Here is a 12,181-nt window from a genome sequence, read left to right on the forward strand (position 1 = left end):
GAATTTTGGTAAGCTGCCGCAGGGCAAACGGGTGGAGCTGTTGTTCCGGTGGTCAACGATCGTCTTCTCGAACGCAAGATGACCGAGATCGAGCAAGCGCGAGCATGGAGCCCGCGCGTCATCTCAAAATTCGAAACGCTTATCAGGAGCGGCGACGACCTTGCGCTGTATCGGGTCAATCCGCTGGCCTTCGCCCGCGACCGCGCAATCGCCGAGCCTGAAGCAATCGACCTCTTCCTTCACGCGGCTCGCTGCGGCCTGTTCGATATGAGCTGGGACGTGCTCTGTCCCCAGTCCGGGATGGTGCTCGACAGTTTCGGCGCCCTGCGCACGCTGCAGACCCATTACGTCTGCGGCCTGTGCGACGTATCGGGCGATACCGACCTCGACGACTTCATCGAGGTCTCCTTCTCTGTATCGCCCCATTTGCGGCGGCTTCCGTTCCACGAGCCCGAGACGCTCTCTGTCGAGGATTTTCATTGGAAGCTACGCTTTGGCAATGACGGACGGCTGCCCGGGCAGGACGTCCGCTTTCTGGACCTTTTGCGAGGCTTGGTGCGGGGCATGACGTTCCTGCCTCCGGGCACCACGACAATGCTGCGCGCCGACCTCGATGCCGGATCCCTGTCGGGCGTGAACGTGCAGACACAGGCTGCGTTCGCTGTACCTATATTAGGGGATCCGGTGTCGGCACCGACACTTCTTAAGATCAACTATGACGGCAAGCGTTTCTTGCCGGCGTTGCCGGTCGTGCCGCCCGGTCCGGTTGTCATTGAGGTTGCGAATACGGGGACCGGTCGTGGCGCGTTGCTTCTCATCAACTGGCCGCCCGAGCTTGTCGCGTTGAAGACCAAACCGGCGCTCGATTTCGATCCATATGTTTCCGGCGGGGCTCTGCTTGCGCGGCAAACCTTCCGCCAGCTCTTCCGTTCCGAGCGTGTCGACGAGAAGGAGGGGCTCGGCATCCGGCAGATCACCTTCCTGTTTACGGACCTCAAGGGTTCCACCGCCATGTATGAGCGCCTGGGCGATCTCAACGCCTATGCCCTCGTCCGCGAGCATTTCGCGCTTCTCAATGCTGCGGTCCACCAGCATTCCGGCGCCGTTGTAAAGACGATCGGAGATGCGGTGATGGCAGTATTCTCGCGGCCACCGGACGCGATTTCGGCCGCTCTTCACATCTTTGAAGAAATCGATCGCTTCAATGGCGACAATGTCAGGCCGGGTATTATCCTAAAGATGGGTGCCCACTGCGGTCCATCGATCGCCGTCACGCTCAACGAGAACCTCGACTACTTCGGCCAGACCGTTAATGTCGCCGCACGCGTGCAGTCACTGGCGGAAGCCGGGCAGATTTGCATCTCCGAAGCGCTCTATTCCGCGCCGGGCGTGAGCGACCTGCTTGCCGGCCTAGGAATCGTCGCGTTTGATGCGCCTCTTCGAGGTGTGGAGGGCGATGCGACTGTCTATCGCATTATGCGGGGATAGACGCACACGGTGATGCCTACGGCTGCCTTCACGGGTACAGCTGTGTCAGAGCCCAGATAGGCAGCGCCTATGCGCTTGTCTGCAATCCGTTCCTTGGCCGGCCCTGCATGGTCATGCACCCAGTTTCCATCACATAGCCTCGGACGGTGATGCCCCAACGGGATATGCGTTCTGCTCTACCAGAAGCCCCGTGACGCCCAGCGTCTTTGAATTGCGGATCCCATGACGGATTTGCGCGACCAGACCCTACGCAATGGTCTAGCTTGAACGATGGACTCTTGTACCACAACATCGGCTTCTTCAACGTAGGAGCACTGGCGGCATAGATGATGTCGTTGTTTGCCGATTTTGACCGGAAGGTTAACAGCACGATGCCACTCATGATTCGACGGTTGGGAACCAGGAACCTGGCGCGCCCGGCACAACGTCTCCGATACCTTGGCGGGACGTTCGTCCTGGTTGCCAGGGCGCTGATTGTTGGGATGGCCCTCTTGTTGGCGGGTCCGGCACAGGCGCAGGCGCCGGCGACCGTCCCGCCTGAAAAGGTCAAACAGCTATTCGAGCTTCTCGACGATCCATCAGTGAAGGCCTGGGTGGCCGAACAGCGAAATCAGGACGCCGGGTCAACGGGAGCGCCTGCCAAGGCAGGAGCTTCTCCGGCCGACGCATCGTCCGACGCCGTGGCCGCACCAGGCCAGATGAATACGATGGCATCCTCGACGCTCGATCGGATCAAGCATCATATCGAAAGAATCATACAAACTTTGCCCTTGCTGCCCGGTCAGTTCGCGCACGTTCGCGCAAAGACCATGGAGGATATGTCCAGCAAGGGATCGGCCGGAATAATCATGCTGATCGCGGTGTTCATCGCAGCCGGCCTGGCGCTCACTTGGGCAACGTATAAGTTGACCCGTCCATTTCGCCTTTGGATTATTGCGCAACCGAAGGATACGCCCATTGGGCGAGTCAAGAAGATTGGTGGTCGCATGCTTTATTCCAGCACGCTGATCGTCTCGTTCGCACTGGGCAGCGCCGGCGCGTTCATGCTGTTCGACTGGCCAATGCTTATCCGCGAGATAGTACTGACATTTCTGATGGCGGCGGTCGTTACATGGGGTGTGCGCATGTACGTCATGGCCATGCTCGTCCCTTCCTTCATGAACGTCGAGAACGCCGTCGAAATTCGTGCTTTGCCGATCACCAACGAAGCGGCTGACCATTGGTCCTATTGGCTACCCCGGATCGTTGGCGTCTTCGCCTTCTTCGGCGCCGCGTTCATCCTCTTGCCAGGTCTCGGCATCGATCAGGACGGAATGATGGTCCTGTCGCTGGGCGCCGATTTCGTGCTGCTGCTGCTCTTGCTGCTGGCCATTTGGCGTCGGCCAAGAACACAGCGAGTCGGTGCGCGCCACAGCGTTCACACGGAAGCGACATGGCTACTGACGGCTTATTTCGTCGTCCTGTTCCTGCAGCGCATCGCCGGCCTTTATGGATACTTCTGGCTTACCTTCGCCGCATTCTTCCTGCCGTTGGCAATCGTGACGACGCAACGCGGGGTTAATTTCGTCCTGCGGCCAGGTTCGGAAGATCTCGGCCGGCCTACGATCCCGGCGGTGACGATCGCTGTCATCGATCGCGGAATCCGAATGATTTTCATCCTGGCGGCGGCTTACTTTCTCGCGCGTGTCTGGGGTCTGAACATGCAATCCATGCGGGACAGCGATACGACGACGACCTTCATATTGCGCGGCTTGATCAATGTCGTGGTCATTGCCCTCGCAGCCGATTTCGGCTGGTCGATCATCAAAGCCTTGATCGAACGAAAGCTGGGCATCGAAACACCGCACCCTGTGATCAGCGACGAAGAGGTCCCGATCCTCGATCCGCAGCAGGCGCGGCTGCACACGCTCTTGCCGATCCTCCAGAACATTCTGCTCGCATCGATCATCGTGATGGCGGTGCTGATGATGCTCGCCTCAATGGGTATCGAGATCGGCCCGCTGATCGCTGGCGCTGGCGTCGTCGGCGTGGCGGTGGGCTTTGGGGCACAAACCATCGTCAAGGACATCATTTCGGGCGTGTTTTTTCTGCTCGACGATGCGTTTCGCGTCGGCGAATATATTTCCTCGGGCAATTACAAGGGTACCGTGGAAAGCTTTTCGCTGCGCTCGGTGAAGCTGCGCCACCATCGAGGTCCGCTGTTCACCATACCTTTCGGTGAACTCGGGGCCGTCCAGAACCAGAGCCGTGACTGGGTTATCGACAAATTCAACATCACCGTCGGCTATAACACCGATATCGAATTCGCTCGCAAGCTGATCAAGCGGATCGGCCTCGAATTGGCGGAAGATCCCGAGTTCAAACACTGGGTGCTCGACCCGATCAAGATGCAGGGCGTACAGGAGTTCGGCGAGTACGGCATCGTATTGAGGGTCAAGGCCACGACCAGACCGGGAGGCGCCTTCGCTATGAAACGCAAATTCTATGTACGCCTCCGTCAGGTGTTCAAGGAGCAGGGCATCGAACTCCCATTTCCGACAGTCCAGGTGCAGGGGCTACAGAACCCACATGGGGCAGAGCATGCGCCGGTGGACATCACACCCGTGTTAAAAATGGCCGCAGCGCAATCGCACACACGTCGCAGAAAAAAGGCTGGCGCAACGGAATAGGAAAGAGCGCCGTCACCGGACCGACCGGAGCGGAAATCCGATAAGGCTCGATCCGGAAGAATGGGCAGATCGATGGGGCCACGCCAGCGCTCTGCGCAAAACGGCTATTGAGGCTGGATTCTCCAAGCCCCTTTTGCTAGCCAGACAGGATGAGCAACCGATTGCCGCCCGCATGGGCAAAGCACCTCAAGACCCAACCCTCGCCGAAGGCGGCATCACCGAAGGCTGCGCCACTCAAAGCGCAGTCCAAGGCAGGCCCCCACCGCGGCAACGCCGACGACTTGCTTTTACGGCAGGCGCTCGAGTTGCAGCAGGCCGAACGTCTGTCCGAGGCTGAGGAACTGTGCCACAGGGTCCTGGCTCACAGGTCAAACCATCCGCTGGCCCTGTATATCCTGGGAACGCTAGGACTCGGTTTCGATGACGAAAAGTCACTGCGGTATTTCGCTCGGGCGGTGGCAGAGGATCCGCAGAACCCCTACTACCATCTTAGCCTCGGCGAGACCTATTTGAAGCTCAGCGAATTTACGCCGGCGATCAGGCACCTTCAGTACGCCCTGGACTTGAAGCCGGATCTAGTGGAAGCGCTTTGCGCCTTGGGCGATGCATACAATGCGTTTGACAAGGGGGAAATGGCGCTGCCGCTCTTTGAGAAGGCGCTCAGGGTCGACCGAGATCATCCCATAGCCCGGTTGGGGCTGCCTCGTGCGCTGGCAAGCCTCGGCCGTATGGACGAAGCCGCCGTTCGTCTCAGAGAGGCAATAGATCGGCGCATCGCGGTGCCGAATGCTTATAATGCGCTTGTACGCACGCGCAAATTCGCTGAAGAGCCGCCAGAACTCGCGGCAATCCTGACGGAGCTTCAAGACCCGGGCCATGGGCCGGATGGAGCGGCAGCGCTCCATCACGCCGCGGGAAAGCTTCTCAACGACCTCCGTCGCTATAAGGAGGCGATGGATCACTTCAAGAAGGGGAATCAAGCCGGGGGCCATACATTCGATCTGCAATCCTACCGTCGCTGGATCGATGGCATGATCGAAACCTTCACACCGGAACTGGTCGCTTCAAGAGCCGCGTACGGCAATCCCTCGGAGGCGCCTGTATTCGTCGTCGGCATGCCTCGTTCGGGCACGACGTTGACGGAGCAGATCTGTGCCAGCCACCCCAATGTCCATGGCGCCGGCGAGCTCAGCAAACTCAGGCGAATAGCCAATGGACTCGGTGTCGCGGACCGCTCCAACGCGAACCTCCATCAATCAATCGCGATGATGACTCCGGATCTGACCAGGACTTTGGCCGAAGAGCACCTTGCGTATCTGCGCGAGCGGGCTCCCGACTCGCTGCGAATTGTTGACAAGATGCCTCACAATTTCGAGCTGATCGGCCTGGTTGGCCTTCTTTTCCCCAAAGCGCGCATCATCCATTGCCGTCGCGACGCCATCGACAATTGCATCTCCTGTTTCGTCCTGCAGTTCAATAAAGCCCACAGCTACAGTGCCGATCTTGAGACGCTGGGGCTTTACTACAGGGAGTATGATCGCTTGATGCGGCATTGGGACAAGGTTTTCCCGGGTCGTATTTTCGAAAATCGCTACGAGACGTTGATCGAAAATCAGGAGGAGCAGTCACGCCGGCTCATAGCTTATCTCGGATTGCCGTGGGACGATGCCTGCCTGCGCTTTTTTGACAGGGGCGGCTCCGTAAACACCTACAGCAATTGGCAGGTCCGCCAGCCGATCTATACGTCGTCCGTCAAGCGTTGGAAGAATTACGAAAGCGAGATTCAGCCGTTGATCGAAGCCTTGGGCGATCTTGCTGAGGTTTGACCGGTAGTGCCTGATGCTGAGCGCATGTTAGGTTGCATCCTATCCCGCCGGCGTACGCTTTGCGCCGCGAGGGTTTCCTCAGGCTGAACGCCGCGTTGCTTCACCTGTCCCGCCGGCGTATCCTGGCCACAGAGCCTGCCGCCGTTTGAAGAGTCGCTTGCCAAGCAGTTTTGGCTTCCTTTTTTCATTTCGCTGCGAGGATTGTTCTTCCACGTCTGCAAGCGTGGGCGGGCGGCCATGCCATCGGCTGTCCGAAGTTCCACACAGACGGCATGAAAAACCCGGCGGTTGCCCGCCGGGTTTTCCGATTTCAATCAGGCAGCGCCTGTTAGAACGAGCGCTGGAAGCGAAGCATGCCGCCGATTGCGTCGTTATGTCCAGGAGAAATACCGGTCCAGTTCGACACGGAGTCGTCGCCGAGACGCGAGTAGTCGACTTCGGCCGTGACCGTGAAGCCAGGAACGATGTCATAGGCAACGTTCGCGGCGATGCCGATGTTCTTGCCTTCGTCATACGACGCCTGGAGGTTGAACGAGGTCTTTTCGTTGAACTTGTAGGTGCCGCCGCCCCAGACTGCCCAATTGCCGCTCCACGGCTTGTAGAAGCCGCGACCGCCAGCCGGGAACACCCAGGTGTTGTCCGTCAGGTTGTTGTCGGAGCCGTAGCCGCCCATGATGAACAGCGACAGTTCGTTGGAGACGTTGACGTCCAACCGAACCTTGCCGGAGACTTCTTCATAGTTGCTGTCGTAAGCGATGACGCCAGTGACCGCGCCCCAGCCCTGCGTCCACTTCACACCACCGACGACATGCGGAACGTAGCTGTCGATCGTGTCGGAGCCCGAGCCTTCTTCGAGAGAGACGACGGCTGAGAAGCCGTTGCCAGCGTCGAAGTAGTACTGCACGACGTTGGTGTCGAAACCGCCATAGGGAACCAACGTATCCTGGATGACGTTGCCGGCGTAGCCGATGAACGTATCGAAGGCCGATTCGTCCTTACCAACGCGGAGACCACCGAGCTGGATCCAGGCGAAGTTCAGCGAGACGGTGTTGCCGCCACCGCCGTTGCTAGCAGTATTGAGCGATGTGAACCTGCCCGAGTCACGGTTGTTGTTCTGGAAGTTGAAGCGGGTCTCGGTATAGGTCTTCAAAGTACCGAGTTCGGTTTCCTGACCGGTCCAGGTCTTCAGCGAGAAGCGAGCGTGCTTGTAAAAGGTGTCGTTGCTGCCGCCGTCCTCGTGATCGGCGCTTGTCGCACCGTCGAACGAACCCACGTCGCCGACGCCGATGTCGTAACGGAGATAGCCGCCGATGCGCAGGCAGGTTTCGGTGCCGGGGATGTAGAAGTAGCCAGCGCCGTAGACGTCGCAGATCTTGACGTATTCAGCGGGTTCCGGCTCGGCGACGACGACGGCGTCGGCGGCGCGCGCACCGGAAACTGCGAGCAGAGCCGCAGCGGAGCCGAGGAGAAGGCTCTTGATGTTCATTTTCTGACCTCCAGTCAAAAGTTAAAAAACGGGTCTGGGTATTCTTTGCTGAAGGACAGCGTTCCCTGCCCCATCCCCACTACCGAAAAAGATGCGCACCGCGCCGCTCCTTCGGATTCGACATTACCCATGAGCCGGCGGCGTTCAACAACGATCGTACCGGCGAAAGGACAGTTCGGCTGCTATCCCCGACCTGTGTTGCAGAAACGTCACGATTTGGCCTCACTCAGAAAGCTCTCGTTAACTATCGGGCCCGCCGCAACCGCCTGTTTCCGGCCGAATCCGGCGATAGGCCGACGGAATCATGGCAAGGCCTGGAGTCATCCGCCAGGGAATTGCCGCGGAGTCGCCGCATCCGAGGAAAGGCCGATGTTCGGCGCGCTCAAACTTTTCCATAGAAAGACGCAGCCTTGTTGATTGTGCCGGCGCTCGGCTGCCGTCTCGGCGAAGCGCTCGGGCTGACCTGGAACGACATCAAGGAACATCGCGTCAGTTTCCGGATCCGCGTCCTCCTCCTGGCGAACACCTGGTACGGTCAAGCCGTCGGTGCCGCGCCGTGCCGCTCGCGCGCGGTCTTGCGGATGATTTCCGCGATTTCCGGGCTGCTGCTGCACAGCATCTGGAAATCCGCCGCGTGCAGCGACAGGAGGGAGACCGCCGTTGCGGCGCTGACGGTCGCCGAGCGCGGTTCGCCGCTGATCAGCGCCATCTCGCCGAAGAAGGCGCCGGGGCCAAGCTCCACCGGGTGTGGCGTCGCGACGCTGACACGGCCCTCCACAACGAAGAACATCCGATCCCCAGTCTCGCCCCTGCGGCAGATCACGGCGCCCGGCGGCAAATTACGAGGTCTCAACGCGCGCACGATCTCGACCAGCGTGGCCGGGCCGAGCTTCTGAAACAACGGCACGGCGGCGACCAATTGCCAATTGCGGACGAAATCCTCGCGGCGGATTTCTTGATAGAAGCCGGAGGCAAGAATACCGGCCCAGAGTGCGAAGACGCCGATGCCACACATCATGACCGCCCCGGCAAGGAGGCGGCCGGCGAAACTTTGCGGAATGGCGTCGCCGTAACCGGTGGTGGACAGCGTGACCACCGCCCACCACATTGCCTGGGGGATGCTGCCGAACTTTTCCGGTTGGATGTCGCGCTCGATGACATAGGCCGCGAGCGCGACACCGAACAGAACGACGCCGAAGAGCGTGGTGACGCCGATCAGGTTGCGCGCTTCATTGGCCAGCACCCTGCCCAGTACCGGGAAGAAAGTCGAGTCGCGCAGCGGTTTCAGCAGCCAGACAGCACAGTAGAGGTTCCGGTCGGGCGTGCCGACGAGCAGAAATGCGGCGAGTGGAACCAAAACCGCGAGCATATCAACGGCGATTGCCGGCGTCCTGTCCCGAAGGTCTCCCGCCCAGCGCTTGAACAACGTCTCGGCCATCTGCAGAAGATAGGCGCCCCAAATGACCGCGAGCACGGCAGTCAGAGCCAGCCTGCTTCGTCCGGACATGTCCGGCATCGTGAGCGCAGCCACCGCCAGCAGCCCAGGCGCAGCCAGCACCGCGTTGAGCGGCGCGTAAATTCTCAGGAAAGGCAGTACCGACATTCTGTGCCCACGAGCGGATGCTATTCCTCCAGAATAGGATGCCTTCAAGGCAAGCGCAAAGGTGCTTGCTTGCGCTGCGATGTTCATCACAACGGTGAAACTCAGATGGCCGGGAAAGTGAACAGACGCATGGTCCGACGTCGCATGCGCTCGAGCTGCAGGAGCCGGTGAGGTCAGCGCCAGCGCAACTCGAGGAGGCACTGTCGAGGGCTTCCGGCTTCGATCCCAGCCGCTCTGAGCGGACTTCGCGTACACAAAGAGATACGATCCATGAGATCGATTCCCTTGCGGTAGTCCCGCCAGTCCAGAATGAGGCGGCCTACCTTGACGATATGGGTCCAATGACTAAGTACCCGCGCCTTGAATACAGCATGAAAGCCGTTCGCAAGGCAGGCGACCGACTGGCAAAACCTATGCAGTTCGGACGAGACATCACTGCCGGCCAGTATGTTGACGCACTCGAAATCTTCTCAATCGCCAATAGCTGGCGCGCCTCGCACTTTCTGCCGATGCGGAGCGTTCGGTTCTCTGTCGATCACCACATGCGAGCCCTGCGATTGAAGGGCGACATGGCATCGCGTCCGAAGCGCATGGCATCCATTCGTCGGAAGCTTCGAGAGTCCACCACCAATTTGGACACCATGAACGATATCGGCGGCTGCCGAGCGATCATGCCCGACATCAAAAGTGTTCGCATGCTTCTCGCATCGATGCGAGACACGTTCCCCCACGAGATACACTCTCGGGAATTTGACTATATCGATGAGCCGAAGCCGGACGGCTATCGAAGTCACCATATTGTTTTCCAGTACCGACCCAGAGCTGCCGACACTGAGGCTTTCGAGGGACGACGCATCGAATTGCAAGTTCGGACCATACTTCAGCACTCATGGGCAACTGCAGTTGAGGCTGTCGGGCTATTCCGGCGCCAGGATTTGAAGCACGGAAACGGCGAGCAGGATTGGCTACGCCTTTTCCAGCTTATGTCGGCGGAATTCGCGTACGTTGAGCAGTGTCCCGTTCCTATCGGTGTTCCGGATCACGATGACCGAGTGCGGGAATTGCGGGATATCAACACGCGTATAGGTGCGACAAGCATTCTAGAAGACATCAAGAATCTTACCCTCTACTCAGATAACTTCGTCCAGAAGACGGAAAAATGTCGATACTATTTGCTGCAATATGGCAAAGATCATAACGTGACCATAGAACCATTCAGAACTATTATGTTGGGCGCGCTGACGTTGGAGGAGATAGAGAAAAAAATCGAGCTAAGGGGTATTGATGTAACGTCTGCCTTGGTGGAAGTAGATAAAGTTGAAAAACTTGTTGAAATGTACCAGAATTATTTCGGGAACGTTTCCTTATTTGTCCGTAATCTGAAATCCATCTGCACGGGAAAGGCGGATATCGAATACAGTCTAGCAGACTGTTGAAAAGGCACTCGCCACCGGACCGCAGCGGTGACTCACTGGTTCGGAAGGGATTCGGAGGTGACGAGTGCGCGGGGGCGACGATCGAACTGGCGAACTGTTCAGCTACGCTGACGTTGAGGCTGACGGAAGCCTGTAGACGCTCTCCCCCTCGACGCGCAACGCCTCACGGCATGTAGCAAGGATACCGATCTCCGGCGCTTCGCGGAGCAAGGTCTCCGCAAGCCGAGCCGCGGCGTCGAGAACCGGTTCGCAGCTGTCTAACACCAGCAGCATACGCCTTTGACGGAGATGCGCGCCCAGATGCATGGCGGGATCACCGGATGTGTCATTTAGACGGAGCTGCGAAGCCAGCATCGAGGGCAGCGCTTGAGGGTTCGAAATCGGTGCCAGGTCCAGAAAACATAAGCCGTGCTCGTACGACGACGACAAGCGTTCCGCCACGCTAAGCCCCACGGTGGTCTTTCCTATCCCGCCTGATCCGACGATGGTTACGAGGCGGAACCGTTGGAATCGCCCCTTGACGACGCTAATCGCCTCTTCCCGTCCGATGGGCTGCACGTCTTGCCGCCGCGAATGCTGCATCGGTCGAATTGCAATGTGACGTTGCGCTTTCACTCGCTCCATTTTTCTACGCCACTGGGCGCAATCGCGATTGCCTGACCCTGGGGAATCGGAAAGTCAACTACACTTCGCCTTGTCGAGCGCGAATTGGACAAGGCTCCGGATCGCTATCTCGTCATCAAGTTCGATGCTTGGATGTATCAGGACTTTGACGACGCGTGCGCCGCGCTGATGAGCGTGATCTCTGGGGCGCTCGAAAAGGCTGCGGCCGGCAGCCGGGATGGCAAAGCCGCCGTCTTCCTTCTCGACAATCACCGGCAGCGGCAGCCGATCGAGCCGCTTCGCCGATGGCTGCACGATGTGCGCTTTGAGCTTCAACCGCTTCGCCGCCCGGACAATATCGACACGATCGGCAAGCCGCTCGCCCAGACCAAGGTCGTGGCAGATCAGCAGGCTGGCGCAAAAACTGGGTCAGCAGCGTCAAGCAAACAACACCACTGTCCAGCGCGACCATTATAGGCGCAATGGAATCCACTTACCCCCCCGGCAAGGCACCGAAATAGTGCTTACCTATCCATGCGACGCTTTCTCATGGTGCGCAAGCAGGTGTCAGAGAAATATTTTGAAACCGCAGTAAACATGAAATGTATATCTAAATTACATACTATTAAATATACGTTGTTTCTGCTGAAATGCTCTGTCCCTGTGTTGTGTAAGCCCGCCGCCGACTCTCGGTGGGCCGCGCTCGGCCGCCAACGAAGGTCCGCTTTAGGGGCGTCGCCGAGGCACCCTGAAGGGCCGACATTGGGTGCATACCAGACATTCAGCAGGTGACCGTCCGCGTGCCGGCCGTATCATCCTTTCCACATCGTCGATCGGAGAACAGCCTGTATGGGCTCTGCGAGGTCGAGCTCGCTGCGCGCCTCGCGTTTGTCGAGTTGCATAGCTCAGCGACGGTCTATTTGGCAATGTTACCAAGAAATTGATGCAAATTAGTAATCACTAATACAGAATCCCGACCGGCGATCAGCGCATGGCTTCCACCGAATGCGTGGTGTAGTTAGTCCTTTTCGTCATGATTCAACGTTTGCAGTTCGTGTCGCCCAGCGGCC

8 protein-coding genes are annotated in these 12,181 nt (G+C 58.7%); 5 read left to right on the plus strand and 3 right to left on the minus strand.

The features are described 5' to 3' along the window. The first annotated feature begins 78 nt into the window (after window positions 1–78). The 3 genes from LB536_RS02480 (at window position 79) to LB536_RS02490 (ending at window position 5,983) form a co-directional block, all read left to right on the plus strand. Window positions 79–1,488, plus strand: coding sequence for an adenylate/guanylate cyclase domain-containing protein (locus tag LB536_RS02480; RefSeq protein WP_224589992.1), 1,410 nt, complete (start codon window positions 79–81; stop codon window positions 1,486–1,488). A 326-nt stretch (window positions 1,489–1,814) separates the two neighbouring features. After that, window positions 1,815–4,157, plus strand: a complete 2,343-nt coding sequence (locus LB536_RS02485; protein ID WP_224589993.1) for a mechanosensitive ion channel family protein — start codon at window positions 1,815–1,817, stop codon at window positions 4,155–4,157. Window positions 4,158–4,306: 149 nt separating this feature from the next. Further along, window positions 4,307–5,983 (plus strand): tetratricopeptide repeat-containing sulfotransferase family protein, encoded by a 1,677-nt coding sequence (locus tag LB536_RS02490; RefSeq protein ID WP_224589994.1) that lies wholly within the window; start codon window positions 4,307–4,309, stop codon window positions 5,981–5,983. Between the two features lie 328 nt (window positions 5,984–6,311). Here the strand turns inward: LB536_RS02490 and LB536_RS02495 are convergent, their stop codons facing one another. From LB536_RS02495 to LB536_RS02505, 3 genes are all read right to left on the minus strand, one after another. Beyond that, a complete protein-coding gene (locus tag LB536_RS02495; RefSeq protein WP_224589995.1) occupies window positions 6,312–7,469 on the minus strand; it encodes a porin in 1,158 nt (385 codons plus the stop codon). A 320-nt stretch (window positions 7,470–7,789) separates the two neighbouring features. After that, window positions 7,790–7,954 carry a hypothetical protein gene (locus LB536_RS02500; RefSeq protein WP_224589996.1) on the minus strand — a complete coding sequence of 55 codons (165 nt, stop codon included), beginning with the start codon at window positions 7,952–7,954 and terminating at the stop codon, window positions 7,790–7,792. Between the two features lie 50 nt (window positions 7,955–8,004). After that, a complete protein-coding gene (locus tag LB536_RS02505) occupies window positions 8,005–9,072 on the minus strand; it encodes a cyclic nucleotide-gated potassium channel (RefSeq protein WP_224589997.1) in 1,068 nt (355 codons plus the stop codon). Between the two features lie 341 nt (window positions 9,073–9,413). On the opposite strand from LB536_RS02505, the gene LB536_RS02510 reads away from it, so the two are divergent. Together LB536_RS02510 and LB536_RS02515 are read left to right on the plus strand one after the other, a co-directional pair. Then, window positions 9,414–10,508, plus strand: coding sequence for a RelA/SpoT domain-containing protein (locus LB536_RS02510; protein ID WP_224589998.1), 1,095 nt, complete (start codon window positions 9,414–9,416; stop codon window positions 10,506–10,508). 708 nt (window positions 10,509–11,216) lie between these two features. After that, window positions 11,217–11,588, plus strand: a complete 372-nt coding sequence (locus LB536_RS02515) for a P-loop NTPase fold protein (RefSeq protein ID WP_411966524.1) — start codon at window positions 11,217–11,219, stop codon at window positions 11,586–11,588. The last annotated feature ends 593 nt before the right edge of the window (window positions 11,589–12,181 follow it).

The organism is Mesorhizobium sp. ES1-3 (assembly GCF_020164795.1).
Classification (GTDB): Bacteria; Pseudomonadota; Alphaproteobacteria; order Rhizobiales; family Rhizobiaceae; genus Mesorhizobium.